The sequence below is a fragment of the Microcoleus sp. PH2017_28_MFU_U_A genome, assembly GCF_020738035.1.
In the GTDB taxonomy this organism is placed as follows: Bacteria; Cyanobacteriota; Cyanobacteriia; order Cyanobacteriales; family Microcoleaceae; genus Microcoleus.
On record NZ_JAEQCX010000035.1, the window covers coordinates 14,010 to 40,596 of the forward strand.

At 45.7% G+C, this 26,587-nt stretch carries 23 protein-coding genes; 12 read left to right on the top strand and 11 right to left on the bottom strand.

Features of this window, described 5'->3' with window-relative positions:
- Window positions 1-59 precede the first annotated feature (59 nt).
- A complete protein-coding gene (locus JGK14_RS06350) occupies window positions 60-1,271 on the top strand; it encodes a glycosyltransferase (RefSeq protein ID WP_293193442.1) in 1,212 nt (403 codons plus the stop codon).
- Window positions 1,272-1,390: 119 nt separating this feature from the next.
- Window positions 1,391-3,166, top strand: a complete 1,776-nt coding sequence (locus JGK14_RS06355; protein ID WP_293226179.1) for a glycosyltransferase family 39 protein — start codon at window positions 1,391-1,393, stop codon at window positions 3,164-3,166.
- Window positions 3,167-3,538: 372 nt separating this feature from the next.
- On the opposite strand, the gene JGK14_RS06360 is transcribed toward JGK14_RS06355, so the two are convergent.
- Window positions 3,539-3,949: a hypothetical protein gene (locus JGK14_RS06360; RefSeq protein WP_293174454.1), complete on the bottom strand. Its 411-nt coding sequence runs from the start codon at window positions 3,947-3,949 to the stop codon at window positions 3,539-3,541.
- A gap of 318 nt (window positions 3,950-4,267) precedes the next feature.
- Between JGK14_RS06360 and JGK14_RS06365 the strand changes: the two genes are divergently transcribed.
- On the top strand, window positions 4,268-4,408 hold the full coding sequence (locus tag JGK14_RS06365; protein ID WP_293203553.1) for a hypothetical protein: 141 nt from the start codon (window positions 4,268-4,270) through the stop codon (window positions 4,406-4,408).
- Between the two features lie 295 nt (window positions 4,409-4,703).
- Here JGK14_RS06365 and JGK14_RS06370 read toward each other — a convergent pair whose 3' ends face one another.
- The 4 genes from JGK14_RS06370 to JGK14_RS06385 form a co-directional block, all read right to left on the bottom strand.
- Entirely contained in the window at window positions 4,704-5,309 is a 606-nt protein-coding gene (locus JGK14_RS06370; protein ID WP_293174457.1) for a DUF3318 domain-containing protein, read from the bottom strand.
- Window positions 5,310-5,399: 90 nt separating this feature from the next.
- Entirely contained in the window at window positions 5,400-6,161 is a 762-nt protein-coding gene (locus tag JGK14_RS06375) for a transposase (protein WP_325314887.1), read from the bottom strand.
- Window positions 6,162-6,182: 21 nt separating this feature from the next.
- Window positions 6,183-6,371, bottom strand: a complete 189-nt coding sequence (locus JGK14_RS06380; protein ID WP_325314864.1) for an IS110 family transposase — start codon at window positions 6,369-6,371, stop codon at window positions 6,183-6,185.
- A 744-nt stretch (window positions 6,372-7,115) separates the two neighbouring features.
- On the bottom strand, window positions 7,116-8,741 hold the full coding sequence (locus JGK14_RS06385; protein WP_325314865.1) for a nucleoside transporter C-terminal domain-containing protein: 1,626 nt from the start codon (window positions 8,739-8,741) through the stop codon (window positions 7,116-7,118).
- Between the two features lie 219 nt (window positions 8,742-8,960).
- Here JGK14_RS06385 and JGK14_RS06390 point away from each other — a divergent pair, with 219 nt between their 5' ends.
- The 3 genes from JGK14_RS06390 (at window position 8,961) to JGK14_RS06400 (ending at window position 11,041) form a co-directional block, all read left to right on the top strand.
- Window positions 8,961-9,239 carry a hypothetical protein gene (locus JGK14_RS06390; protein WP_293195650.1) on the top strand — a complete coding sequence of 93 codons (279 nt, stop codon included), beginning with the start codon at window positions 8,961-8,963 and terminating at the stop codon, window positions 9,237-9,239.
- A 36-nt stretch (window positions 9,240-9,275) separates the two neighbouring features.
- The gene (locus tag JGK14_RS06395; protein ID WP_293312537.1) at window positions 9,276-9,935 is read left to right on the top strand and encodes a DUF2834 domain-containing protein; all 660 of its coding nucleotides are present in this window, start codon (window positions 9,276-9,278) and stop codon (window positions 9,933-9,935) included.
- 377 nt (window positions 9,936-10,312) lie between these two features.
- Window positions 10,313-11,041, top strand: a complete 729-nt coding sequence (locus JGK14_RS06400) for a gamma-glutamyl-gamma-aminobutyrate hydrolase family protein (RefSeq protein WP_293216402.1) — start codon at window positions 10,313-10,315, stop codon at window positions 11,039-11,041.
- A 6-nt stretch (window positions 11,042-11,047) separates the two neighbouring features.
- Here JGK14_RS06400 and JGK14_RS06405 read toward each other — a convergent pair whose 3' ends face one another.
- Window positions 11,048-11,509 carry an SRPBCC family protein gene (locus JGK14_RS06405; RefSeq protein ID WP_293216400.1) on the bottom strand — a complete coding sequence of 154 codons (462 nt, stop codon included), beginning with the start codon at window positions 11,507-11,509 and terminating at the stop codon, window positions 11,048-11,050.
- 535 nt (window positions 11,510-12,044) lie between these two features.
- On the opposite strand from JGK14_RS06405, the gene JGK14_RS06410 reads away from it, so the two are divergent.
- From JGK14_RS06410 to ppk1, 3 genes are all read left to right on the top strand, one after another.
- Window positions 12,045-12,191, top strand: a complete 147-nt coding sequence (locus tag JGK14_RS06410) for a hypothetical protein (protein WP_293216398.1) — start codon at window positions 12,045-12,047, stop codon at window positions 12,189-12,191.
- Entirely contained in the window at window positions 12,185-15,688 is a 3,504-nt protein-coding gene (locus JGK14_RS06415) for an NACHT domain-containing protein (RefSeq protein ID WP_325314866.1), read from the top strand. Before JGK14_RS06410 ends, JGK14_RS06415 begins: the two co-directional genes overlap by 7 nt.
- A gap of 341 nt (window positions 15,689-16,029) precedes the next feature.
- Window positions 16,030-18,213 (top strand): polyphosphate kinase 1, encoded by a 2,184-nt coding sequence (gene ppk1 / locus JGK14_RS06420; RefSeq protein WP_293223513.1) that lies wholly within the window; start codon window positions 16,030-16,032, stop codon window positions 18,211-18,213.
- A gap of 354 nt (window positions 18,214-18,567) precedes the next feature.
- On the opposite strand, the gene JGK14_RS06425 is transcribed toward ppk1, so the two are convergent.
- Window positions 18,568-18,738, bottom strand: a complete 171-nt coding sequence (locus tag JGK14_RS06425; RefSeq protein WP_293149374.1) for a hypothetical protein — start codon at window positions 18,736-18,738, stop codon at window positions 18,568-18,570.
- Window positions 18,739-18,918: 180 nt separating this feature from the next.
- Window positions 18,919-19,179, bottom strand: coding sequence for a hypothetical protein (locus JGK14_RS06430; protein WP_293174481.1), 261 nt, complete (start codon window positions 19,177-19,179; stop codon window positions 18,919-18,921).
- 557 nt (window positions 19,180-19,736) lie between these two features.
- On the opposite strand from JGK14_RS06430, the gene JGK14_RS06435 reads away from it, so the two are divergent.
- From JGK14_RS06435 to JGK14_RS06445, 3 genes are all read left to right on the top strand, one after another.
- Window positions 19,737-20,288 carry a DUF2854 domain-containing protein gene (locus tag JGK14_RS06435; RefSeq protein ID WP_293174484.1) on the top strand — a complete coding sequence of 184 codons (552 nt, stop codon included), beginning with the start codon at window positions 19,737-19,739 and terminating at the stop codon, window positions 20,286-20,288.
- 356 nt (window positions 20,289-20,644) lie between these two features.
- Window positions 20,645-21,715, top strand: coding sequence for an FAD-dependent monooxygenase (locus JGK14_RS06440; protein WP_293195659.1), 1,071 nt, complete (start codon window positions 20,645-20,647; stop codon window positions 21,713-21,715).
- A 167-nt stretch (window positions 21,716-21,882) separates the two neighbouring features.
- Entirely contained in the window at window positions 21,883-22,377 is a 495-nt protein-coding gene (locus JGK14_RS06445; RefSeq protein WP_293174490.1) for a hypothetical protein, read from the top strand.
- A gap of 254 nt (window positions 22,378-22,631) precedes the next feature.
- On the opposite strand, the gene JGK14_RS06450 is transcribed toward JGK14_RS06445, so the two are convergent.
- The 3 genes from JGK14_RS06450 to JGK14_RS06460 form a co-directional block, all read right to left on the bottom strand.
- Complete coding sequence (locus JGK14_RS06450) at window positions 22,632-22,979, bottom strand: DUF779 domain-containing protein (RefSeq protein WP_293211534.1); 348 nt, start codon at window positions 22,977-22,979, stop codon at window positions 22,632-22,634.
- 177 nt (window positions 22,980-23,156) lie between these two features.
- Window positions 23,157-24,677 (bottom strand): acetaldehyde dehydrogenase ExaC, encoded by a 1,521-nt coding sequence (exaC, locus tag JGK14_RS06455; RefSeq protein WP_293195661.1) that lies wholly within the window; start codon window positions 24,675-24,677, stop codon window positions 23,157-23,159.
- 505 nt (window positions 24,678-25,182) lie between these two features.
- Entirely contained in the window at window positions 25,183-26,427 is a 1,245-nt protein-coding gene (locus JGK14_RS06460; RefSeq protein ID WP_325314867.1) for a hybrid sensor histidine kinase/response regulator, read from the bottom strand.
- Between the last annotated feature and the right edge of the window lie 160 nt (window positions 26,428-26,587).

Consider the following 26,587-nt stretch of genomic DNA (forward strand, 5'->3'; position numbering starts at 1 on the left):
ACAGATTCTAAAGTATAAAGTCGTAAAAAAACATCTTTTCATTTTAAGAAACGGTAACTATGAGCGTCAACGAAGCAAATCACCTGTTGCCAGTGCCGTCTGGGCCTTTGCAAATTCCTGCTGTAGGGACTTGTGGTTCAACTTTTGCAGAAGATACACAGCCAATTTATTTTTCCTTGGTGATTCCCACCTACAACGAGTGCAAGAATGTCAAAAGTATTGTGGAACAATTGAGCAAGTTGCTTGATGGCAGCATTCCCGGCAACTACGAATTAATTGTAGTCGATGACAACAGCCCCGATCGCACCTGGGAAGTTGCCCTGTCCCTGACGGCCGAATATCCGCAATTGCAGGTGATGCGCCGGGAAGACGAGCGTGGACTTTCGACAGCGGTAATTCGCGGGTGGCAGGCTGCTCGGGGCGAGGTTTTGGGTGTCATCGATGCCGACTTGCAGCATCCGCCGGAGACGCTATTGCAGCTTTTAGCAGAAATTCAGCGGGGGGCAGATTTGGCCGCTGCGAGCCGCCACGTAGCCGAGGGCGGGGTGAGCGACTGGAGCGTTGTCAGGAGATTTTTGTCGCGGGGCGCTCAAACTGTTGGATTGATTATACTGCCTGGAGTCGTCGGTAGAGTTTCCGATCCAATGAGCGGCTATTTTATGGTGCGTCGCAGTTGCATTGCCGGCCAAACCATGAATCCTGCGGGTTACAAAATCTTGATTGAAGTGCTCGGTAGGGGAAATATCCGCTGGATTGGAGAAGTTGGTTATGTATTTCAGGAGCGGAAAGAAGGCGAGAGCAAAGTTACTGGGAAACAGTATATTGAGTATTTGCGACATTTGTTCATATTGCGGTTTGCCCGCTGGCCAGTGGGTAAGTTTCTGCGATTTGGCATCGTGGGTTTCAGCGGTGTGTTTGTCAATATGGGGGTTTTGTACGTGCTGCGAAATAGTCTGCATTTGGAGCTGACTCGCAGTCTAATTATTGCTGCTGAATTAGCAATTATTAGTAATTTTTTGTGGAATGATTTGTGGACTTTTGGGGACATTTCTAAGCGGCAACCGGGAAATCGCCAGCGTTTCAAACGCCTGTTGAAGTTTAATACAATTTGCTTGATGGGTTTGATTTTGAATGTGCTGCTGGTTAATTTGATGTTTAATGTTTTTGGCATCAATGAATATTTGGCTAATTTAATTGCGATCGTGGCTGTGACTCTTTGGAATTTCTGGATCAACATGAAGCTGAGCTGGCGGGTAACGGAAGTTGATTAGGGAATTGGGAATTGGGAATGGGGCATGGGGCAGTGGGCAGTGGGCGGTCAACTGATAACACACAACTGACAACACACAACTGACAACACACAACTGACAACACACAACTGACTGAATTAATGATTAAGCATAAACAACTGTTGTTGCTATTACTGTGGACGGCGATCGCCCTAATGCTACGTTTTGCCAATTTGGACTCGAAACCGCTGTGGACGGATGAGTTTTCGACTCTGGTGTTTAGTTTGGGCAACAGTTTTCGCGGGGTGCCGATCGATCGCCCGATCGCACTTTCGACTCTACTACAACCGCTGCAATTGGGCCCGGATGCTGGCATTGCAGATGTTCTCAAGCATTTGCTGGTGGAAAGCAACCATCCGCCAGTGTATTTTATGGTAGCCCACTGGTGGATGCGGCTGTTTGCACCGACTGAGGATAGTTTAGTGTGGATTGGGCGATCGCTTCCGGCATTATTAGGAGTGATTTCAGTTCCAGCTATCTACCTTTTAGGCAAATTTGCGTTCAATTCTCGTTTAGTCGGTCAATGTGCGGCTGCGATGATGGCAGTTTCTCCCTACGGCATTTATCTCGCTCAAGAAGCCCGCCATTATACCTTAGCAATTTTATTAGTTATTGCGTCTCTTTTTTGCTTGACAGTAGCTGCAAAAAAGCTGCAACAGCGCGCTCCAATGCCTATCTGGACGGTGCTATTTTGGATAATTGTTAATTGTTTGGGAATTGCGGTTCACTACTTTTTTGCCTTGACTTTGTGTGCGGAAGCCATAGCATTAATTGCTGTAATCTGGCAGCAGTTTCATGGAAAATTGGCGCTTTCAGAGAGTCAGCAGCCGAATATTTGGCAATTTCAAATCCTCTGGCGGCTTTTTGCAGTAGCGCTGGGGACTGTAGCGGGCGGTTTAGTTTGGCTACCGATATTTTTGTCGAATAAATACGGTAGCGAGCTCACGAATTGGATTGTCAGTGGCGATCGCACATTTGTAGATTGGATTGCGCCGATTTTCCAAGCTTTGGCGGGATGGATCGCTGTGATATCGCTGCTTCCGGTGGAATCGTCAAATCTGGCCGTGGTGGTTGGATCTGCGATCGTAATGGCAATATTTTTGATCTGGGTGCTTCCCATCCTGTTTAACGCTGTGAAAAATGCCTTAAAAACCACCGATACTCATTTAGGTACTGTTATTTTTGGCGGATTTGTGCTAGGAGCAATTTTCCTATTTTTCAGCTTTGCATACATTCTAGGAATTGACCTAACTCGCGGGCCTCGATACAATTTCGTCTACTTTCCGGGAGTAATATTACTATTAGGAGCAACCTTAGCATTTATTTATGATACACCTACAATAAAAACTCGATGGTTTAATTTACCTGCTGTAGAATTTACTGGCAAAAAAGCAGTTCTGCTAATTTTAGTAATGGGTTTTGTCAGCAGTGTAACAGTAAATTCCAATCTCGGCTATCGCAAATATTACAAACCAGACTTGTTAATTCCGATTATCCGCGAAGTCTCGCAAGTTCCCGTGTTAATTGCTACTACTCAAAAAACTCATGTAGAAATAGGAGAGTTGATGGGGATAGGATTGGAATGGGAAAAGAGTCAGAAGGAAGAAGGAAGAGGGAAGAAGGAAGAAGGAAGAGGAAAGAAGGAAATTAAAGCCTTTGATTCTCCACAGTTTCTTTTAGTTAAGCAGAGAAGGGAATCGCCGGAAATTGTGGCAGGGATACTTGACAAGACACTCAGTCAATTGGAACGTCCGCTAGATTTGTGGTTAGTAAATTTTCGCGCGCCCGTAAATTTAGCAGCACAAAAGTGTCAGATTGAATCTCGCGACTTGTCACCTGTTGATGGTTATGAATATCAAGTTTATCACTGTTCTTAAATTACCATTTATTCCTCAAATATCCCTAAATCCCCCTTAATAAGCAGGGCGATTTTATTATCGTCAGACAAATTAGGTACGTAGTTGCGCTTCAGCGCTCTTAATAATATCAGGAAAAAGCGCCCAAGCCCAACTAGGCAGCGCAGTTTTAAAATTAGGTACGTAGTTGCGCTTCAGCGCTCTTAATAATATCAGGAAAAAGCGCCCAAGCCCAACTAGGCAGCGCAGTTTTAAAATTAGGTACGTTGTTGCGCTTCAGCGCTCCAACTAGGCAGCGCAGTTTTAAAATTAGGTACGTTGTTGCGCTTCAGCGCTCTTAATAATATGAGGAAAGAGCGCTTTGCAGTACAATCAGGAATGTTCGATCGAACGCTAAGAGTCAGCGGCAAAATACTTAATTAAGACGCTCATCACTTCACCTCGATTTTGAGTCGGAACAAACGGACTCCAGTCAGTAGCGCAAGCAAAATTATCGCGGTGAAAAGAATGAATGACGCGGGAAACAACAGGGCGAGAACTGATAATGAACAGTTTCAAGAGTTCTCGGTTAACTGAATTGGGCAAGTTTGGTTCCTTAGCAGGGGGCCCAATGAGTTCGGTGATTGGACTTTCGGCGCCAATCTCGAAAGCAAGTATTAAGTCGGTATTGGGTAGCAGTTGTCGGATGACTTTCAGGGAAGATTCTGCTTCGCTGCGGCTGCGAAATTGTCCGATGGGTAAGCGCTGAAAGTTGGGCAGCAGTCGGTAAATAATCCAGGAATTCGTAGTTTCTGGGGTGTTCATGGCTGTATTCTAAATTGGGTATGTTTGCCCACAGGAAAGTGACAGAATTGCACGCGAGTGCGAGCGCGATAGAGGATCGAGCTACTGCAATAAATCTGCGTCCTAATTCATGATTTTTTATCGATACGCCGCAGAACTAGCGGCAACAATATCCTGTTGGCAATGACGTTATGTTACATCGAGAATTAACTTTGAGAGTGCGTTTTTACATAATGTAATTTAATCAAGTAAAGGTTCAAAATAAGCGCTTAAAATAGGCGCTTAAAATAGGCGAATTAAAAGCAAAAACAATTATAAACAAACGTTAATAAATGCAAGATGCTAACAATTCAGGTGAAACATAATTCAAGTTTTCGCACCGATACACGGCACTGCCGGGATTTTTGCCGTTTGGTGGGGGTATCTTTTGATGAGTTGCCGGATTATCTCAGTCGGTGGGTAGATGAGGAGGAGTCATAGGAGGTCGATCGGGCGATCGCGCTTTCGCTTAAAATAAGTACGTTACTGAAGCTGATTAAGACGATGAAAGTGCAAGTTTTGTCAGTTAAACCTGCGACATAAGCAGTTAATCTAGAAACTCGTCAAAGGGCGATCGCAATTGTTGAGAAATTACCAGCAGCTATGCTGGATGAGGCAGTTAAGTTTCTGGAATCTTTGTCTGTTAAGGCTAATTTGGTTGAATAGCGATGTTTTTTTGCAGTACGGGCGATTCCCTACGGGATAGCTTCGCTCGCGCGTACTTTCGATGTTTTTTTCAATCCTGTCTGACGCTATCGGGCACGCCCACCGCCGAAATACCCGATATCGCCCTTAAATTTTGACACCGAATCAACTCGTTAAAATCCAAAGTACGCTGTTCTATCTGCGCCACAGATTCGATCGCACCCAGCAGATGTCCCGCCGCCTCAGATTCACTGTAACCGCGCCTTCCCGCCACCCGAATAGCCGTTTCGTCGGCATCTAGCTCTACTTGCGAACTGCGGTTGTCGCGCCAAATTCGAGTCATCGCCAGCCCCGTCAACCCACCGGCGATCGCAATTCCGATCGCATCTCCCTGCAACAATTCTACAACAGTGCCGAGAATACCCGCCACAGCCGCCCCTTGATAAATATCCGGCTTAAACCACTTGAAATTGCCCAGAAAACTTACAGTACGCAATAGCAGTAAATCCCGCTGCGGCTTAGATAGCAGGCGCCACAAATCAAAATTAATATAAATCGGGCGAGATTGATGCCAAGGTAAAGGAAAATCGCAATCAATTACCGTCGATTGTTGAGGCTTATTAATAATTTTACTCATCATGCGGCCGGAGGCCGGCATCACATCTAACAGGCGGCGAATTTCTGGTTCTGGATTCATAGATTTTTGGGATAATTGGTAATCGATAATTGGTAATTGCAAAAAAAACAATCTTATCTATCAGAGACTCGTAGATACTGTCTTGATCTGTCAAGGGGTAGCAAGTAAATAAGTTGGATCGAAAGGCTTTTGGGACTTTAAAATACCAAAAGCCAAATGCACCAACTTCCTCATCAGAGCGCCAATCACCTGCATTTTGACCTTTCCACGACCCAATAATCGCTCAGTCATAGCTTTGAGTAAGGGATTACAACGCATCGCCACCACAGCAGGCATATACAAAGCCTTTCGCAGTCGGACATTTCCGGTACAAGATAAACGAGTTTTGCCATGTACAGAAGTTCCTGAGCTACGCTCACAGGGAGTTAAACCTGCATAAGCTGCCAGTTGACGAGCATTCTTATAATCTTCAATCCGACCAACTTCAGCTAACAATACAGCAGCCGTCTGTTCTCCAATACCTGGAATCGAAGTCAACAGCTCGCGCTGCTGTTTTAAATGCGGATGTTGGTCAAAATGATCGCTAATCATTTTTTTGATTTCGGCTTGTTGTTCTTTAATGTATTCCAAATGAGCTTTCGTAAGTTTAGCTACGGTTTCTGTAGCTGTTTCCAAACGATTCTCTTCCTGTTGATACATCTCGGTTAAAGATTCTAGTCGTCGCAATAAAGCTTGTAAATCCTTGACTTCGAGCGGAGTTGGCTTCCAAAATGACGGTTTAATCGCCGCACAAAAACGAGCAATCAATGCTGCATCTACAGAGTCAGTTTTGGTACGTAAAAGTTCGCTTTTAGCAAACCCTTTAATCCGAGCCGGATTAACCACACTCACCTGGTAGCCTGCTTCATACAGAAACTCAGCTAGGGCATCGACCTAATTGCTCGTGGCTTCCATACAAGCATGAAGTTCTTCAACACCTTGTTTTTTGAGCCACTGATTTAAGCTCTCAAACCCTTCGGTATTATTCGTGAACTTTTTGGGTTTTGAGCCACGTTCTTCTTTCAGTAAAAAAACATGAAAGTCTTTTTTACTGATATCTATGCCTAAAAATGTCGGTGTCATTGTTTGCTCCAAGCTCCCTGTTTGTATGAAAGAACATGACAGGCAATTTAACTAACCTTATAAATGCAGGCTGTCCCGTGAAAACGAGCGCCTAAGATACTGTCCAGTTTTTTATATGCGCCTGTCATCAGTCATGGGAGCTTATCTACGCAACAGACTTGTGAGTGTCTAAGGGGCGGGCCAACTTCACCAATTTCTGATGTCCGATCACAACACTTTCTACTGTCATTTGTACCTATAGGCAAGAAACTTTAATGGTTTCTTTATATTTACTCGTGTTAGGATTCAGTTACAACCGTGTCTGCGGTTTGATTACAACCGTGTCTTCGGTTCTATAGCCTGCGGTCTACGGTTTGATCGCCTGACTCTTTTAAGATACAAGGGGCGGGTTCACCAACAATATTTAACTCCCATCAATAACCTACATAAACCCGCCCCCACACAACCAATAAACTACATCAACTTTGATTTCGCTCCAATACGAAAATATAACTGTAACATTACTTACGCCATAGGCACAAAATAAAGGTTAATTTTTAAGTACGTTGTTGCGCTTGGGCGCTCTTTCATACATATATAATAAAGTGAGTGAGGGCGGGTTTTAAAGATTGTCAATAATTGACAAATATTGTTGGTTGACCCGCCCATACAAGTCCTTATAAGATATTATAGCGGTTCTCAGAAAGATGAGGTACGTTGTTGGGCTTGGGCCCTCTTGGTTTCAGTGGTTATATAACCTGTCAGTCATACCTCACCTTTTTGATAAGGCGTTTTCTTCGATTCAGATTTAGGAGATTCTTGAGCTTTCGGAGCAGCTTTTTCACCCTTCGGCAAAGGCTTCGGGCTGGCAATTGTTGGGGCAACTGACGGCTTCGGACTTGCGGCGGGAGATGCGCCCGACTTCGGCGAAGCAGGAGCGCTAATCGGGGCAGTAGGCGGTGTCTTAGTGCCTAAAATGCTGGAGTCTCCGGTGTCAAATAATCCGGCGATGCAGGCAATCATCATTGTAGCTAAGGTGCCGACAAATAAGGCTTTCCAACCGAGTTCGGAAATGTCTTTGCGCCGAGAAGGAATTAGGGCGATTGTACCGCCGACAAATATGCCGACGGAGGCTAAGTGGGCGAAACCGGAAAGGGCGTAACTGACAATTAATACTGTGCGATCGCTAATCAGTCCTTTTGCCGCCACTTCTGCTAAGGTTTGATAAGGTGGAATCGCCGTTTCTAACAACCGCCGTCCGATGATGACTGATGCTGTCCAAGAATCCTCAAAGGGAACTCCGGTTAACAAAGTTAGCGGATAAAATAAGGCTCCTTGAATGTTTTGCAGGGTGATAAAACTAAAAAAATTGCCGATCATCTGCAACAGTAGATTCTCTGAAGACTGCAAGCTAGCTAAGGCTTCAAAACTTTGATTTACTAAGGAAACCAAGCCAAGAATCAAAATCAAAACAGCCACGATCGCCACTGCCATTTTTACACCGTCTAAAGCGCCGGTAATTGCTGCATCTAAAGGGCTGACGCGCTCGATCAGATCTCCACCCACTGTTTCTTGTTTGGGCATTTCGCCATCGTTTTCGCCTATTTCTTCGCCCACCAAATCGCGCCCTTGCGCCTTCGGTTTTTCTTTGGGAATACCGCCCATTGTCAGCGGTACTTCGGTTTCGGGAACTACGATTTTTGAGATGACAAAACAAGCGGGAATTGCAATAATTGAGGCTGAAACTAAATGCCCTAAAATATTTGGGAAAACAGGTTTGAGGGCACTGACGTAAATTGCTAAAATTGATGATGCAGCGGTTCCAAAACAGCAAGATAAAATAGCACAAAGTTCGGAACGGGTCATTTGTGCCAGATAGGGTTTGACGACAATTGCCGCTTCTATTCCTACAAAAATATTAGCGGCACCGCTAAGAGCTTCCGCGCCGCTCAAGCGCATTGTCAAGTAAAAAATTTTGGCGAAAAAATTGGTGATGATTTGAATGACACCTATGTTCTCTAGCAGTGCCATTAATCCCGAGAAAAAGATGACAGTTGGCAATGTTCGAAAGGCGAAAATCTGTCCTAAATCAATAACTGACGGTTTATCACCGGGCAGCGGCGGTAGCGGTACAAAGTTTTTGCTGAATACAAATCTCGCCCCAAAGTCAGCAGCAGTGAATACTCCATTCAGCAAGCTGGTAAACCACTCTAGGGCGATGCGAGTTGGCTCGAACTGGAATACTAAAAATCCTAATACTAATTGCAGGCCAATGCCCCAGATGATGACGCGCCAAGGTATATAGCGAACTTGGCGGTTTTCTGAAAAAATCCAGGCGATCGCACACAAGCCAAAGATGCCCAGAAAAGAGATAAAGTTGTAGATAGACATGAGCCTAGTCCTTGAAATAGCTGAGAATGCCGATCGACGGCTTACACCACATCAGTTATACTATTCATCGGACGGCAAATGCCAAAAAAATAACTGTCATAGGAATTACGCACTCAACAGCGTACTTATGTCATAACTTATGCCGTTGCGAGCTCTACGGATCTTTAGCAACCCTTGATTTGCCTACTTAACAGCAGTTTAGATAGAAACACGCAACACATGGAAGCTTTTGCTCCACATCCTCCCGAATGGACTGCGGCGGCGGTTCACGCTACTGAGTTTTGCTGTCCCAAGTGCGCTGCTAGCTGCACGGATGCCCATGAGGTCTGGATTAATCGTCGATCGCCAGTATACACCGAGTCCAACCGCCGCAAGTGGCAAGAATTTTACCGCTGCCAGTGCGGCGCCGTGTGGTGGGCTTGGAGTAATGACAGGCCTCCTTCGGAACTTGTCCGCAGCGATGAGAGCTCCGATGAGGGCTCCGATGATGATTTTTAGAAGGTTGAGTCGATTTTCGATTCTGAGAAGGAATATATGTCTAGAAAAATTGGATTTGCTCTGCTTTGGATTATATTCAGCACCTACGCCTTTGTATTTGCGCCACCCGACAACCCCGACACCATCACACTAATTACCAACCTTTCCACAGGCAAAATAGCAGGCATCAACCCTTTAATTGTAGCTTTGTTTAACATCATGGGAGTCTGGCCGCTGATTTACAGTTGCGTCTTATTTGCCGACGGCAGAGGGCAGAAAATACGAGCATGGATTTTTGCAACTTTATCATTTGGCGTCGGTGCATTTGCCTTGCTCCCTTATTTAGCCCTGCGCGAACCGAATCCAGAATTTTCTGGCACTAAAAATATTTTCTTAAAAATATTAGACTCCCGTTTTACTGGGATTGTCCTAACATTAGGCGCTGCTGCGTTGGTTGCTTTTGGCTTGACAAAAGGCGATTGGTCTGATTTTGTTGGGCAGTGGCAAACCAGCCGTTTTATCCACGTGATGAGTTTAGACTTTTGTCTGCTTTCCCTGCTATTTCCTGCTTTATTAACCGACGATATGGCGCGCCGAGGAGTGCTAAATTCTACAGCATTTTGGGCAGTAACATTAGTGCCACTGTTCGGGCCATTGGCTTATCTGTGTACCCGCCCACCGCTGCCTGAAAATAATCCTAAAATTGTTACAAATTAGACAGCAGTGCAGGAAATGCTCAGTTTAATCTAGGAATTGAGCGTAATAATGGAAGAAACAGGCAAGATGCCTGTTCCACAATGAGTAAATTTTCTTGTAGCATGGGCTTCCAGCCCGTGCAAAAAACAGGCAAGATGCCTGTTCCACAATCAGTAAATTTTCTGGTGGCATGGGCTTCTAGCCCGTAAATTTTCTGGTGGCATGGGCTTCTAGCCCGTGCAAAAAACAGGCAAGATGCCTGTTCCACAATCAGTAAATTTTCTGGTGGCATGGGCTTCTAGCCTGGCATGGGCTTCTAGCCCGTGCAAGAAAAACTTATTGATAATACTAGAATATCCTAGAACTAATGTAAATAATTATCTCCCACTCTCTAAAAAATGAAAAAACATCCCATCGTTGGTATCACAACTTACTGTCGCAGTCAAGCAGGCGAATATTGCCTCAACGGAGCATATATTGATGCAGTGCAGGCAGCAGGTGGTATTCCAATTTTACTGCCTCCCAATCAATTAGATCCGGCTAGTATTTTTGATGCCGTAGATGGTTTGATTTTTTCAGGTGGTGGAGATATCAATCCAGAACTTTATGGCGGTTTTGTCGATCGCACGGTTTACTCGGTTAACGCAGAACGCGACAATTTTGAGTTAAGCTTAGCTAAGCTAGCTTTGAGGGCTGACATACCCGTGTTGGGGATTTGTCGCGGAATGCAAGTCCTGAATGTAGCCAGCGGCGGGAATTTGGTCGTGCACGTACCGGATGCTTACGGAGAGGAGGTGAATCACCGACAAGAAAACCCGATTCGTGCGATCGAGCATATCATTAAAATAGACCCCGACAGCCGGCTAGCAAAAATCATGGGAACTACCTCTACAAACGTCGTTTCCTGGCACCATCAAGCAGTGCAAACAATGATTCCCGGCTGGCAAATTGTAGCACGAGCCCCCGACGGTTTAATAGAAGCAATCGAATACAAATATCACCCTTGGATGGTAGCAGTTCAGTGGCATCCAGAAATGTCCCCAAAAAGTCTCCCCGACTGCGGAATTTTTCGGGCTTTCGTCGAAGCAGCAGCTTCCAAGTCCATCAATTATACTATATCTGCATGAAATTTTTCAGCCATTATTTACATTTTTTTCGCACTCTCGCTTAGTGACTTCGTGGCGGTAGCGAAACATATCAGTTAACCGCATTTCTACCCACCAACCTAACAGCAAATCGACAATCGGACCGCCCGGTATCGAAAATGCGATCGCATCCGTCAATCGGGTCTGACCATTTTCTGTAGTAAACTCGTGTCGGTGAGTCCAACGTGCCATCGGCCCCTCAGTTTGTTCGTCAACAAACAAGCGATATTGTTCGCATTCAGTATGAGTCGCCACCCATTTTACTGGAATCGGCCCCAATAACAGCCGAAATTCTGACACAGCACCCACATCGAGTCCCCCTTCGCGGCGGATGATTTTCACCGGTTGCCAAGGCGGAGTCAACACTTGCAGAATATCCGGCCTTTCGTAAAAGTTCCAGACTGTTTCAACGGTGGCGTTTATCAGCGACGAGTATCTAAAATTGGGCATTGTAAGAAGAAGGAAGAAGGAAGTTCGGCAGCGGATGTAACGGATGTAACGGATGTAACGGATAGAATTCCCGATTACCCATCATTGATTACCGATTACCCATCAGTTCTGCCGTCATTAGGAAGAAGGAAGAAGATATATATACAGTAAGTTTTTTAGCTATCCATACTTGACGTTGAATTAGCAGGTGGATTTACTGAGCGTTGGGTTAGACTCAGGGCGAACGCATCTAAACTTTATGTTAACACAATCTAGTATATTGGAGAAGAATTATTGACTACATACAAAACATTTAATTAGAGTTTATATATAACTACTCAATAACCGCTGGTGATTTTCGAGAATCTGAACGATAGCCAACGATTTTAGGTGGTTCCAGCCTTCCTATTCACTGATTTACCAGCGGTTTTTGTATTTTTTCAGCGGTTTTTGAGCAGTTACCACTCGGTTTTCAACTGACGGTGACTGTTAAGCAGACAAATTCCTGAAGCTATCGATCGCAAATAAAGTCGATCGCCTACAATCAAGTATTCGGGTGTGTCGCCACAAAAAATCCTTAGCCAAACATCAAAAATCGAGCGAGCGACGCACCTGTCAACTCGTGCGATCGCAAATAAAGTCGATCGCCTACAATCAAACTAACCCCCTAGAGCCTGAAATTAGGAGAACTGTCAAATGCTAGATGCTGCGTTATTGGGAGGACTTTTCACAGTCGTGTGGCAAGCCATATTGGGGACTCAAGTTAATGATGCAGCAAAGCACCTTTGTTTGACCGGAATCAAAAAAGTATCACGAAACGGGAAAATAGTCAATCACGATTTAGAAAAAGCGCTGAAACGTTCTTTCTTGAAAGCTCAACAACAAATCGCCTCAGAATGTCATAAAGAATTGGTTGAGCCATCTCGCAGGGCTTCTAAAGGAATCGTTATTTACTTACCTCAACACCGTCCAGATTTAGAATGGCTCGATAAGAAGATTAAGCAGTTAAAATCTGAATTGGAAAAAGTCGATAAAGAAACAGTCCCGTCTGGGATTCCGATTGAGGGTTTAGATGAAATAGAATTGCTGCTGACTGCGACAGATGAGTTAAAGCAGAATCGGGTAGCAGAAGTCAACCAAAAACTGCTGGAACTTGCCCTGGAAAATTGCGATGTCGCACCCTACAAGACAAAGTTAGAGCAAGAATTATTTGCCTTGGTATCTGCATACTTTGCTCAGGAAATCAAGGAAAACGAGAAAGTTTTTCAGATTTTTACGGGTCAAACTTTAACGCGGATTGATAGCAGAACCCAAGAGATGTATGCTTGGCTAGAGGAGATAGTTGAAAAGAGCCGGATTGCTTACGTGCCGATTGACTGGCGGGATATTTGTCAGGAGATTTTAGACGAGAAAGAACAGCAGCGACTCAGTAGCAATCAGCTAACTTTTGGCAACCATCAAATAGATGATGTTTATGTACCGCTGGGATTGGTGGAACGGCACAAAGTGACTGAGAAGCGCGAGAATCTTGGGGCTGAAGAAGGTTCGGATTTGTATCGGGAAAAAGAAGTTACTCAGACATTTGAACATAGCGAGTTTCTCGAACAAGTAATCCAGCAAGGAATTAGCCCGAAAAGCAATGGGAAGCGGTTAGGAATTATTGGGGAACCGGGGGCGGGGAAAACAACGCTGTTGCGACAGATTGCGAATTGGGTAGCGACGGGCATTTCCGAGGCGATTGTAATTTGGGTATCCTTGGCGGATTTGCAGGGGAAGGAATTAGAAACCTATTTATTTGATAATTGGCTGCTGGCGGCAATTAAGAGAGTTGGGAAGGCTGAGGCGACGGCGGATATTAAGGATGATTTTTTAGAACAATTTAATGCCGATCGCGTATGGTTGGTGTTGGATGGGGCGGATGAGATGGCGGTGGGAGATGGGAATCCTTTGGCGGAAATTGAGCGGCAAATTAGGACGGGGGGCTGTATTCAAAGGGCGCGAATTGTGCTAAGTTGTCGGCAAAATGTCTGGGATGCGATCGGCTCTGCGTTGGATACTTTTGATACTTATCGCACTCTGGAGTTTTCCTATCCCGAACAAGTGGAAATGTTTATCGATAAGTGGTTTGGAACCCCCCTTAACCCCCAGTTTGGAACCCCCCCTAACCCCCCCTTGGTAAGGGGGGGGACAAGAGAAGATGGGGAGCAGACAAGAGAAGATGAAACTCTTGCTCCCCCCTTAGCAAGGGGGGCTGGGGGGGTGCTTTCTCAACAGCTACGGGAAGCCGGAGAAACTCTTACTCCCCCCTTAGCAAGGGGGGCTGGGGGGGTGCTTTCTCAACAGCTACGGGAAGCATTAGCAGCATCAGGAAAAGAGCGAATTCGAGATTTAGTAAAAAATCCCCTGAGATGTTCGCTGCTGTGCGGCACTTGGCAATCCTTAGATGGGGATTTGCCGGATACTAAGGCTAAACTTTATCGGCGGTTTGTGACTACTTTGTATCAGTGGAAAAAACCGCACTTGAATTGGATTCAGCAGCAGGATTTGAATGCGGCTTTGGGGAAATTGGCACTTTCTGGGATGTTAAATGAAACTGCGCGGTTTCAGTTGCGAGAAAGTGTGGGATATCGGGTGATGGGTGCATCGCAGTTTGAGTTAGCTTGTCGTTTGGGTTGGCTGAATTTGGTGGCGAGGGATGGGGAGACGCTGGAAGGGATTTATGCTTTTTACCATCCGACTTTTCAGGAATATTTTGCGGCGTTGGCGGTTGAGGATTGGCACTTTTTCTTGAATCATATTCCCCCAGAGGGCGGGCACGGGGACACCGCCCCTACTAGGGTTTACCGGATTTTTGAGAAGCAGTGGAAGGAGGTTATTTTGCTGTGGTTGGGGCGTGAGGAGGTAGGGAAGGAGGAGAAGGAAGGGTTTATTAAGGCGTTGGTTGAGTTTGAGGATGGGTGTGGTGAATTTTATGAATATCGTGCGTATTTTCTAGCGGCTGCGGGGATTGCTGAGTTTAAGGATTGTAGTTTTGCTGATGAGATTGTGTCGCAGGTTATTAAGTGGGGATTTGGTTATTTTAATGAGGAGAAGAAAGAGTGGCAAACATATTCTGATCCAATTGCAGAGGGTTCAAGGGACATACTGAAAGAGACGGATCGGGGGCAATGCGCGATTTACCATTTAGTGGAGTTAATGTGTACTTCTCAGATTGATAAAGATACCCAGATAGAAGTAGTAAAAGAGTTAGCAGAAATAGGTGGATCGAACCCAGTTGCTATGTCCGGTTTAGTGGAGTTGATTGGTACTTCTGAGGATGATAATACCTGGAGGAGTGCCATAGATAGCTTAGGAAAAATCGACAAAGATAACTCAGTTGCGATCTCAGCTTTAGTCGATTTAATCGGTACTTTTCAGGATAAAAATACCCAGAGGAGAGCGGCCGTAAGCTTAGGGAAAATATGCAAAGATAACGTAGTTGCGATCGCCACTTTAGTCGATTTAATCAGAAATTCAGATGATAACATTGCCCGGTGGCAAGCGGCAGATATCTTAGGGGAAATTATCAAAGGTAAACACTTCGTCCTCGCACTCTCAGGTTTGAAAGATTGTCTAAATTCCGAAGTCTACGAAAACGATTTTAATCGCTATAAAGATCGCTACCCAATTATCTGGGTCTGTGCCCAAAATATGACTTACCCAGACTTTTATCAAGCATGGCACACTCAACCCACCAATTCCCCAATACCGGACAACCACCGACAAAATACAGATATCCCCACACTCCTCAAACAACTCCAACCCACCGATAAAACCTGCCCCGTTCCCCTCAACATTCGCGGCTTAGAAGGCGAAACCGATGCAAGTGCGATCGCCCAAGAGCTCTGTACCCAACTATATCAAGCAATCTTCCCCGCAGATACCGACATCCCCGCCATCCGCAACGCCCCCGAATTCAAGCGATTAATTCCGCAACTCAAAAACCGCCTGCAAAAACAGCACATTGCCTTAATTTTGCACTCCTGTCCCTGCGAAGATGCGCTTTCGTCTTTCTGTCGCAAACTCGCCGACACTCACATGGGTATTCATATCGCCTGGATTACCGATACACCGCTGGAATTGCCGCTAACAGGTTTTGCCGCCGATGGAGAGGATGTGTTGGAGGCGGTGCAGAATTGGATTCGCGGGATTGGTGCGTGATGTTGGGATAGTCATGGTGTTCCCTGGGATCTGCGATTGCTTTGCTTCGCGCGCAATGACATATTCTCTTCAACCCGCGCACCATCCGGGTTTTGTCTGTCTGGCGTGCGATTTCAATCGCCCGCTACTCCGGAGCGGGCTAGGAGCATCGCCCCACAAGAGTTTTAATTTCTCCAACCCCTCGCTCGTTCGGGTTTTGTCTCTCTGGCGTGCGATTTCAATCGCCCGTTACTCTATCAACACGCGATTTCAATCGCCCGCAACCGCCCCACTACCGCGATACTACTGCAATACTAATGGTAAAGATACAATCGAGCCTCCCCGCAAGACTCCCGCAAACCATGTCCAAGCCAAAAAAGACCCCAGCCAAAACCTACACCGAAATCAACCTCAGCGACCCTCAATACTACTTCAACCGAGAACAAAGCTGGTTAGAATTCAACAACCGCGTGCTCCACGAAGCCCTAGATCCCCGCACGCCCCTCCTAGAAAGACTCAAATTCCTCGCTATTTTTAGCTCAAACCTAGACGAATACTTCATGGTGCGAGTGGCGGCCCTCAGACAGCAAGTAGAAGCAAAAGTCACCAAATTAACCTCCGATGGTAGCACGCCCCAACAACAGCTAGATGCCATCAACAAGCGGCTTTTGCCGATGGTAACTCAGCAACACGCCTATTTTGACCAAACTCTGCGGCCCAAATTAGCAGCAAGCGGCATCCACATTCTCGACTACATTGACCTCAATCAAGAACAACGAAATTACTTGCACCGTTACTTCAAAGAACAAGTATTTCCCGTACTCACTCCCCTAGCAGTTGACCCCAGCCACCCATTCCCATTCCTCTCCAATCTCAGCCTCAATTTAGCAGTAGTTGTCAGAGATCCCGACACCCGCGAGGAATTGTTTGCGCGGGTTAAAGTACCGCAGGTTTTGCCGAGATTTTTGCCCTTACCGGCCCATTTGCAGTGGCAGCAAAGGGGCAAAACTCCTGTGTGGACGGGCGTACCTTTAGAGCAGGTAATCGCCCACAATTTAGAGGCTTTGTTTCCGGGGATGGATATTCAGGAATATCACCCGTTTCGGATTACTCGCAATTCCGATTTGACTGTCGAGGAAGATGAGGCAGATGATTTGCTGCTGGCGATCGAACAGGAACTCCGCAAGCGCCGGTTTACAGGTTCTGCGGTACGGATGGAAATTCCAGCGATTATGCCGCTTGCGCTGCGAGATATGCTGATGGATGAGTTGGATCTCGGCGAGCAGGATGTTTACGCGGTGGAGGGGCTGTTAGGCCTCAAGGATTTGATGTCTTTTGTGGGGCTGCCTGTGCCGGAACTCAAAGACCCGCCTTGGACTCCGGTGGTGCCGCCGCGCTTGCGGAATTCGGAATCGCCAATGATTTTAGGCAAATCGATGTTGGATGTTGAGGATGGTGAGGATATTTTTACGGTCATCCGTCGAGGGGATATCATGCTACACCATCCCTATCACTCGTTTGCAGCGACTGTCCAGCGGTTTATTACTGAGGCGGCGAACGATCGCTCGGTGTTAGCGATTAAGATGACTTTATACCGCACTTCTGGTGATTCGCCGATCGTCAGCGCCTTAATTCAAGCAGCGGAAAACGGCAAGCAAGTAGCTGTTTTAGTAGAGCTCAAAGCCCGGTTTGATGAAGAAAATAACATTAATTGGGCGCGCAAGTTAGAACAAGCAGGAGTCCACGTCGTTTACGGTTTGGTGGGACTCAAAACCCACACTAAGGTTGTGATGGTAGTGCGCCGCGAGGACAAATGTATTCGCCGCTACGTCCACATCGGCACGGGAAATTACAATCCCAAAACAGCCGGACTGTATACGGATGTCGGTTTGTTGAGTTGTCGCGAGGATTTGGGTGCAGATTTGACAGATTTGTTTAATTATTTAACCGGTTATTCGCGACAGCTATCTTATCGTAAATTGTTGGTGGCGCCTGTCAATATGCGCGATCGTTTTTTAGCATTAATCCGCCGCGAGGCCGACGAATGTCGCTTGAATGCGGAAAGCGGCACTCGTAGCTGCGGCCGGATTGTCGCTAAAATGAATGCTTTAGTTGACCCTCAAATTATTGTTGCTTTGTACGAAGCTTCGCAAGCGGGAGTTAAAATTGATTTGATTATTCGCGGGATTTGCTGTTTGCGTCCGGGCGTTGAGGGTGTTAGCGACAATATCAGAGTTATCAGTATTATCGGCCGCTTTTTAGAGCATTCGCGGATGTTTTATTTTTTCAACCGTGGCAGCGAAGAGGTGTATATTGGTTCTGCTGACTGGATGCAGCGCAATCTTAGCAGGCGGGTTGAGGCGATCGTCCAAGTCGAAGATCCGACTATAGTAATGGAATTGCAAGAAATTCTCGGTGTGATGCTGGCGGACAACCGTCAAGCTTGGGATTTGCAGCCTGGGGGACACTATTCTCAGCGGCGGCCACCTGCTAATAACCCGGAGGTTAACTCTCAGCAGATTTTGATGGATATGGCGATGAATTAGTCAGTTGATAGTTGATAGTTGACAGTTGACAGCGGTCAAATTTTGCAGTTAGTCGTGGTCAGTTATTGTTAGTTATTAAGCTGTACTGCATTTAATTTTAACTTTTAGGGCGGGCAAGATGCCCACCCCACAAAGTTTTTAACCCACCGAAATATGCAAATCAAAGGCGCGATAAGTAATAGCAATTCAACAAATCATTGCTGCTACAACGATTGAGGTTGAGGTTGTTTTCTCAAATATTATTGTCGCTGGTGCGTCGCCCGCTCGATTTTTCATCTTTTTTGGATACTATCGATAGCGACACACCCTACAAATACTAACAACTGCCAACTGCCAACTGTCAACTGCCAACTGTCAACTGTCAAAAGTGCGCTTAAATTCTTCTAACAAATCATCAATTTCCTCGATCGCCTGACTGACATCAATTCTCAGAGCTCCCAAGTCCGATCGATCTAACAGCCGCACGAGGGATTCCCGCTTGACTTCGATTTCTGCTACGCGCTCTTTGATTGTCTGTACATCCATTGTTTTTTGCCTTGGCTAGTATTAACAAAAATATTTGACTTTCCCCCCTGCGAACAGACGAGAATTCTTAATTCACCGACGTGCCTTTCGGCGCCAATCCTTTACTATTTTTATATAGAAGTGATGAGCGCGATCTGGTTTTTTTGAGTCTGTGTTATAGTTTGATTGTACATCAAAACTTTAGCGCAGGAAAGGCGGACGTTTGCTATCTGCGGGTTTATTTTTCATCATTTCAGCTAAAAATCGCTTCAGGGCCTTCTCGCGGTTTTTCATGAACGCAGCCCAAAATCCCGGTTGATATTCATCCATTGTCTTGGCTAGGGCCCAGACATCGATCGCTAAAATATTATAAAGCCTTTCATCTTCGCGTTTGAGCGAGTTAATCTGGTCTAGAACAGACTTGTTGGCGACCGCAGTCTGTTTGTCTTCGTCTTTAATCATAAAAAATATTCGGTAAGTGGGAAACGAGCAAGTCTTTAGACCTGAGAGGAAAACGACGGGCGCGGTTTCAACCGCCTTGAATCCCCTTTCGGGGTTAGAGGGGTATGGTTGCCCCTCCAAGGTCGATACAGTTGTATCCTTTCTCCCTTGCGGGGTAATGTTCGCCTCGACCTGGTTATAAAGGCTTGTTAGACCTGCAACACTGTTTCAGTGACTTTAAAACTGTTTAATTGCAGATGACAGAGCGGAAAACTGGCGTCGGCAAGAGCGTCGATCGCGATCGCCGCTCTCTATACTTTGATGATACTGCCGATCTCGATTACCTTCTGGAACCAACGGCGTCCAATTAACCGGATATTTATCGGTGGCGCCGCGGCGAGGGAAAGCGGGATATTTTTTTGAAGCTAGAGACAAGATTGTGGATGCACAGAGAACCCGCTCTCATAGATGCTAGCAGTTTTGACCGGTATTTTGGCAAAAAAACTAAATTTATTCCAGACTTCTTGCCCGATAATAATTAAAGTATATTGTTGATTCCAGCTACTTACCTCACTAATATGTTACGTAAAATTTCTTTAGCAAGCCTAGCCTTAGTGGTGGGCGGTATTTTAGCAGTAGTCGGGTTCTATGCCTACTTCACCGACCAAGCTACCCTCAACCTAGCCGGTTTTTTTTATGGAATTCCCCTTTTGCTGGGAGGTTTGGCCCTGAAAGCAGCCGAACTCGAGCCAGTGGAGTTCACCGAACCGACTTCTCCTGAAGTTCTCCTGTTGAGAGAAAGTCAGGCCACGGATACTCAAAACCAAGTCCGCAAAGATATCACCCGATTTCGTTACGGCCAACCCGCCCACTTAGATGACGCTCTGGAACGCTTGGGAATGGCCCCGACTGACGAGGAACGCCCCCTCCTCCAAAGCTTGCGGGAAGTTGATATTGACGGTGCTTATGCTTTAATTCTAGAGTTTTATTCGCCGCTGCTGCCGATCGCACTTTGGGAAGAAAAGCAAGAAAAAATAGCTAAATTTTTTGGTCCTGGTTTGGACGCAAAAGTCACTCAAAAGCCTGATGACAAAATTGAATTGGCTTTAATTACCACTCCTAAAGCTTAAACCAGCCTTAAGTTGTGAGTGCGATAATTTTCAACTCACCCATTATATTATGTCCGGTCAATTGACCACAATCAGTAACGGTTCGTAGTGAGGACTTCAGTCCTCTCTTTGATGCGGACTAAAGTCCTCACTACAAACCAATATGGTCGTTAGATCTGACATAATATTAATTATTAATCCTGCATCACTTCCGATACTGATTTTAACTGCTGCTTGAAACCAGTCGCTATCACCAAAAGCTCGTTAGCAAAGCCCTCAAAGAGGATCGCCCATCCAGACCTAGCCCAAATCTTATTTTATGTAATAATAATATTGGTTGAGGAGCGATCGCAATCTTAAAATCAGGAGCAGCACAAATGGTTCCGTCCCAGACCAGGATAGGTATTATCGGCGCAGGAACATCAGGAGCTTATCTGGCAATTTTGCTGATTCAACAAGGGTTTAAAGTTGACTTGTTTGAAAAAGCACCCTATCCGCGTACCGATGGCTGTGGTATTCTGATCGTGCAAGCAGGTATGGAAGCACTGCATCAAGGCAACGCTCAAATTACCGAAAAAATCATCAACTCGGGCGATCGAGTTAAATTATTCGAGTTTCGCAACCTGCGCGGCGGTGTCATCAATTCCGAGCCAGTCACCTACGAAGAAAACGAAGTCCCAGCAATGCTGGTACACCGCAAAGCTATATTAGAAGCAATCCTTGACGAGTTACCCCCCGAGTGTATTCATTTTAATGCAGAATTGGCATCGATCGCCCAAACCGAGCACAGTGCGATCGCCCACTTTAAAGATGGCACAAAATGGGAAGGCGATCTATTAATTGGTGCCGATGGCATTGTCTCAAAAGTCCGTCAATTTATAGTTCCTAACGTAGAACTATTTTATTTAGGCGATGTCGTCTGGCGGGGAATAGTCGAAGATAACAGCTTCTGTCCCGAAGGAAACTTTTTTGTTTATGTACGGGGTCGGGGAATTTATGCCAACTTCTTTCACATCGGTGGAGGTCGCACTCATTGGGGCTTCTTTATTGAAAAAGAGCGCACTGAATCTGAAATCGGGAAACTGCAACCTACCAATATTACCATTCCTCCCGAAGAACTAGCAAAACTCCCAGAAGATGCCCGAAAACTTATAGAATCAACGCCTTTAGAAAATATTGTCTGTCGTTTTTCCTATGACATTGACCCCCTACCGAAAATCTACGATGGTCGTGTTATCTTAATTGGAGATGCAGCCCACGCCAAAAGTTCCACACGCGCCAGAGGAATGACTTCCGGTTGGGAAGATGGTTTGTATTTAGCAAAACATCTCGCAAATAGTGCAAATATTCCCGAAGCCCTGGAAAACTTCCAAACTGAAAGACTCCCAATTGTCCACGAATATCAACGCAGCAGCCGAGAAATTAGTCAAAAAGTTGGCCGTCGTTAAGAAAGAGAGAGGGGGAGAGGGGGAGAGGGGGAGATGAAATTGAAATTTACAATTTAATTAAATGCAGTACAGATCAACAAACTCTGGGTGGTTTAATGATGAAATTAACTTGATTTTTCCGTCAGTCTTAAGCAAATCAGGTGTCGAGAAAAACTGGAGAGGAAATAATGAGTAACAATCCTGTAATTCGTGAAAATACAGTAACCCCTGTAAGTTCTCCAGATTTGGAGAAAGTACCTGAAATTTTTACCCGTCATATTGGTACTTGGCAAGGAGAATACATCAAGACCGATACTCGCGGACATTTTTCTCGCAGCTTTTTCGGTAATTTTACCATCTGGATTCAAGGAAGTCACTACCAACAAGTTAACAATTATGAATTTTCAGACGGTTCTCGCGTTCAGCTTAATTTTCAAGGAGAGTTTGAAGAACGGATTCTGAAACTGTATTCTAGCAGTTATTCTGATTTTTCGGCGATCGCCTGGGATGCAGGCCAGGAAACAGTATGCTTTCGGGCAAATAAAACTGAAGATAACGTCCTTATTACCTTTATGGAAACAATGACATTACTCAGCGAAAATCACCGAGTTCGCAGCACTCAAGCCTTTAAAAACAGTATTTTTGATGGCATCTCATTTATTAAAGAAACGCGCTTGCCTTAGACAAAGTACATCTAGCAAAAAACGCCTAGATTGTCAACATCTATAAGATATCTCTCTGTTCTCTTTCTCTTAGGACTTACGCATCAAGGCCCAAGAAACCGGGTTTTTTCCTAAATTTTGTAGCTGCGGCGAAGGATATTCGTAAAAAACCCGGTTTCTGACTGCTCTCGTAAGTCCTATCTCTGCGTTTTCTGCGCCTTCTGCGGTTCAATACAAATAAAATTTCTTTAGTCCAAACAAGAGGCAAAATACAATTAATCAACATTGATAAACAAGCGAGAACGAGTAATAAAACGCTCTCCCTCCGGCCCTTCCAGGGAAAAATCGCTGCCTCCGGGCCCCTGTACTACGTCTAGGATTAACTGCGTGTGCTGCCAATGTTCGTATTGCTGTGCTGCAATATAAAAGGGACAACCGTCTAGTTTTCCCAGCAATACATCGCCATCGCCGACGATTAATTCCCCGTTGGGATAGCACATGGGAGAACTACCGTCGCAGCAGCCGCCGGATTGGTGAAACATCAATTCTCCGTGCTGGGTTTTGAGGTATTCTATTAGTTTTAAGGCGGCTTCTGTGGCTGTGACTTTGGGGATTGTTTCCATGGGAGAAATTATTGTATGGTAATTAAGTACGTTGTTGCGCTTTAGCGCTCTTGTTTGTATATGGATAAGAGCGCTGAAGCGCAACTACGTACCTTTTAGAAGAAGTTCTTGGTTGTTGCGATTTGGCGCTCTTTTTTTAGATAATCTAAGAGCGCTGAAGCGCAACTACGTACCTTTTTAGAAGAAGCCTAATGCTTTCGGGCTGTAGCTGACTAATAAGTTCTTGGTTTGTTGGTAGTGATCGAGCATCATTTTGTGGTTTTCGCGGCCGATACCCGATGATTTGTAGCCGCCGAAGGCTGCGTGGGCGGGATACAAATGATAGCAGTTTGTCCACACGCGGCCTGCTTGAATGGCGCGGCCCATGCGGTAGGCGGTGTTGATGTCGCGCGTCCAAACTCCGGCGCCTAAACCGTACAACGTATCGTTGGCAATTTCTAAGGCTTGGGCTTCGTCTTTGAAGGTGGTGACTGCTAATACTGGGCCGAAGATTTCTTCTTGGAAAATTCGCATTTTGTTGTTTCCTTTGAAGACTGTCGGCTGGAAATAATAGCCGTCTTGTAAGTCGCCGGATAAGATTTTTCTTTCGCCGCCAATCAGGCATTCTGCGCCTTCTTCACGCCCGATTTTGACGTATTCGGCGATTTTTTCCATCTGGTTGACGGAGACTTGCGCGCCGAGGGCGGTTGTTGGATCTAGGGGGTTGTCTTGTTTGATTTGGCGGATGCGATCGATCGCCTTTTCCATGAATCGATCGTAAATTGACTCTTGAATTAACGCCCGCGAAGGACAAGTGCAAACTTCGCCTTGGTTGAAAGCAAACATCACAAAGCCTTCGACTGCTTTGTCCAGAAAATCGTCATCTTGGGCGCAGACATCCTCAAAGAAAATGTTGGGCGATTTTCCGCCTAATTCTAGGGTGACGGGGATGACGTTTTGGGAGGCGTACTGCATGATCAGCCGGCCCGTGGTTGTTTCACCGGTGAAGGCTACTTTCGCAATCCGGGGGCTGGTGGCGAGGGTTTTGCCGATTTCGGCGCCGGGCCCGTTGACGACGTTGATGACGCCATCCGGTACTAAGTCGGCGATGATTTCCATCAATACTAGGATGGATGCGGGGGTTGGCCCTGCGGGTTTGAGGACAACGCAGTTTCCGGCGGCGAGGGCTGGGGCGAGTTTCCACGCAGCCATGAGGATTGGGAAGTTCCAGGGGATGATTTGTCCGATGACGCCTAGGGGTTCGTGGAAGTGGTAGGCGACGGTGTTTTCGTCGAGTTCGCCGATCGACCCTTCTTGGGCCCGGATGCAGCTTGCGAAGTAGCGGAAATGGTCGATCGCCAGTGGGATGTCTGCTAGTCTGGTTTCGCGAATTGGTTTACCGTTGTCCCAGGTTTCGGCGATGGCGAGGCGATCGAGGTTTTCTTCGATGCGATCGGCAATTTTGTGCAAAACCCGTGCCCTGTCTGCGGGGGAAGTCTTACCCCACTTGTCTTTCGCGGCGTGGGCAGCATCTAGTGCCAATTCTACATCCTCCGCGCTCGATCGGGGAATTTGACAAATTGATTTTCCGGTAATTGGAGAAAGGTTTTCCGAGTATTTCCCCTTCACCGGTGCTACCCACTTACCGCCAATAAAGTTGTCATAACGAGCTTGAAAAATCGACTGACTGCCGGATTGAACAGGTGCTGCTACTACCATTTTATTACCTAATTTAAACTTGTTTTTGTTGACGATTGAAGTCTCTTGAATATCAACTATCGTCTATCTTTCGGAAACTTGGGTAATTTCTATACAAAATTTTACATTTTCCAATATTTGATATCGAAGTAGTTTCTCAATTTCCGGGTCTGGCGGTTGATCGGAGTTTTTACAACTAACCGCAGAGCAGGCTCTTGATCCAGAGAAACAGCATCTTACAAATCATTTAAATCTACTATTATATAAATATAAATGGTGCATCTGGTTTTGGCAAATATGTTTGTAGGGGCGAAGCATGACCGCAGTCAATATGGGATTATAACTAATAACTTATATGCGGTCATGCTTCGCCCTCTTCAACGGTGAGATGCACCCATCGCTTGGGGCGGATTCGCCACAATATCTCACGAAAAATAAGGTACGTTGTTGCGCTTTAGCGCTCTTATCTATATAAACAAAGAGCGCTGAAGCGCAACTACGTACCTAAAGATTAACCTCCCATTAATTAACTGTGCCTGAGCGGGATTTCTATCCGAAACTTAGTACCTTTACCCGGTTCCGAAAAATACTTTAACTCTCCTTTATGCTGCTCTACAATTATCCGATAGCTGACAGCAATCCCCAAGGTGCTGCTGTATTCCGCAGGTTTCCCCATCAAAAAATTGTCCGAATTTTCCGCTGCAATCTCTTCGCTGATTGCCATGCCGTTATCAGCAATCTCAATAGCAATCCGCTGAGCATCGATTACCTGAGTGCTAATCAAAATTACAGGTCTAAATTTGACCGATTCCGACTCATCCAACTCTTGACTCGACTCTTCTAAAGCATCGATCGCATGATTGATAATATTCAGAAAAGCTTGATTGAGCTGACCCGCGTAACACTCAACTTGCGGCAAATTTCCGTATTCCTTCATCACCTTGATATCCCGCCTGCCATCGCGGGCCGGCAAGCGGTGCTGCAACAACAACAAAGTGTTTTCTAAACCGTCGGAAATATCGAATAACTGCCAGCCAGAGCGATCGCTGCGGGAAAAATCCTGTACCGACAAGATTATTTGGCGGATGCGATCGCTCCCGGTACGCATGGAACTCACAATTTTCAACAAGTCGTCGAGCAGGAATTCCACATCCATATCTTGCTGTTTTTGCATAATTTCCGCGTCAGGATTGACGAGCTGTTTTTGATACAATCGCAGTAGTTCAATTAAATCGGTAGCGTAACTTTGGACGTGGGTGAGATTGCTGTAAATAAAAGTAATTGGGTTGTTAATTTCGTGGGCAATACCAGACACTAATTCCCCCAAGTTGGACATTTTTTCACTTTCCAGCGATCGATCGCGCGACAGTTGCAATTCTTGCTGAGTTCGTGCCAACTCCAGCCTCAACTCGCGCTCGCGCAATCCCGCCCGCAGCCTCCCCAACAATTCTTGCTTCACTATCGGTTTCAACAGAAAATCGTCCACCAGCGCGTCCAATTCTTGAACTTCGGCAAATTGCTCGGGTGTTGTCAGCAGCAGAAAATACCCTGTACTCAATTCTCTATCGGCTTTCACCAGCCGGCACACCTCCAACCAGTGAATTTGAGGCAAAGTCCCATCGCAAATTATCACATCCGGAGATAATTCCCTCGCCATGTCAAAACCATCTTTGCCGTCGGAAGCGACTTTTACCTGATGTCCCTCCTTTTCCAGTAACTCTTGGACGACTTCCCAAGTCACACTATCTGCGATCGTCAGAATCTTTGCCATAACACCAGCTCCACAACTTTCTCTTTAGGATACAACCGCCACAATTACCCGGACATATTTAAAACAAAATAGTTTAATCCCAGCAAAAAACAGTAGATGCTAGCTCCCTCAACAGCAAAAATGCTCATACCATTTGAGATTTTAGATTGGAGATTTTAGA

What these genes read in the sequence shown, in the direction of transcription:
- JGK14_RS06460 (WP_325314867.1), bottom strand. Translation starts at nt 26,427, where the DNA reads ATGGCAAAGATTCTGACGATCGCAGATAGTGTGACTTGGGAAGTCGTC.
- JGK14_RS06450 (WP_293211534.1), bottom strand. Translation starts at nt 22,979, where the DNA reads ATGGAAACAATCCCCAAAGTCACAGCCACAGAAGCCGCCTTAAAACTA.
- JGK14_RS06440 (WP_293195659.1), top strand. Translation starts at nt 20,645, where the DNA reads ATGGTTCCGTCCCAGACCAGGATAGGTATTATCGGCGCAGGAACATCA.
- JGK14_RS06435 (WP_293174484.1), top strand. Translation starts at nt 19,737, where the DNA reads ATGTTACGTAAAATTTCTTTAGCAAGCCTAGCCTTAGTGGTGGGCGGT.
- JGK14_RS06395 (WP_293312537.1), top strand. Translation starts at nt 9,276, where the DNA reads ATGTCTAGAAAAATTGGATTTGCTCTGCTTTGGATTATATTCAGCACC.
- JGK14_RS06430 (WP_293174481.1), bottom strand. Translation starts at nt 19,179, where the DNA reads ATGATTAAAGACGAAGACAAACAGACTGCGGTCGCCAACAAGTCTGTT.
- JGK14_RS06380 (WP_325314864.1), bottom strand. Translation starts at nt 6,371, where the DNA reads ATGACACCGACATTTTTAGGCATAGATATCAGTAAAAAAGACTTTCAT.
- ppk1 (WP_293223513.1), top strand. Translation starts at nt 16,030, where the DNA reads ATGTCCAAGCCAAAAAAGACCCCAGCCAAAACCTACACCGAAATCAAC.
- JGK14_RS06445 (WP_293174490.1), top strand. Translation starts at nt 21,883, where the DNA reads ATGAGTAACAATCCTGTAATTCGTGAAAATACAGTAACCCCTGTAAGT.
- JGK14_RS06370 (WP_293174457.1), bottom strand. Translation starts at nt 5,309, where the DNA reads ATGAATCCAGAACCAGAAATTCGCCGCCTGTTAGATGTGATGCCGGCC.
- JGK14_RS06350 (WP_293193442.1), top strand. Translation starts at nt 60, where the DNA reads ATGAGCGTCAACGAAGCAAATCACCTGTTGCCAGTGCCGTCTGGGCCT.
- exaC (WP_293195661.1), bottom strand. Translation starts at nt 24,677, where the DNA reads ATGGTAGTAGCAGCACCTGTTCAATCCGGCAGTCAGTCGATTTTTCAA.
- JGK14_RS06360 (WP_293174454.1), bottom strand. Translation starts at nt 3,949, where the DNA reads ATGAACACCCCAGAAACTACGAATTCCTGGATTATTTACCGACTGCTG.
- JGK14_RS06355 (WP_293226179.1), top strand. Translation starts at nt 1,391, where the DNA reads ATGATTAAGCATAAACAACTGTTGTTGCTATTACTGTGGACGGCGATC.
- JGK14_RS06390 (WP_293195650.1), top strand. Translation starts at nt 8,961, where the DNA reads ATGGAAGCTTTTGCTCCACATCCTCCCGAATGGACTGCGGCGGCGGTT.
- JGK14_RS06405 (WP_293216400.1), bottom strand. Translation starts at nt 11,509, where the DNA reads ATGCCCAATTTTAGATACTCGTCGCTGATAAACGCCACCGTTGAAACA.
- JGK14_RS06425 (WP_293149374.1), bottom strand. Translation starts at nt 18,738, where the DNA reads ATGGATGTACAGACAATCAAAGAGCGCGTAGCAGAAATCGAAGTCAAG.
- JGK14_RS06385 (WP_325314865.1), bottom strand. Translation starts at nt 8,741, where the DNA reads ATGTCTATCTACAACTTTATCTCTTTTCTGGGCATCTTTGGCTTGTGT.
- JGK14_RS06415 (WP_325314866.1), top strand. Translation starts at nt 12,185, where the DNA reads ATGCTAGATGCTGCGTTATTGGGAGGACTTTTCACAGTCGTGTGGCAA.
- JGK14_RS06365 (WP_293203553.1), top strand. Translation starts at nt 4,268, where the DNA reads ATGCTAACAATTCAGGTGAAACATAATTCAAGTTTTCGCACCGATACA.
- JGK14_RS06400 (WP_293216402.1), top strand. Translation starts at nt 10,313, where the DNA reads ATGAAAAAACATCCCATCGTTGGTATCACAACTTACTGTCGCAGTCAA.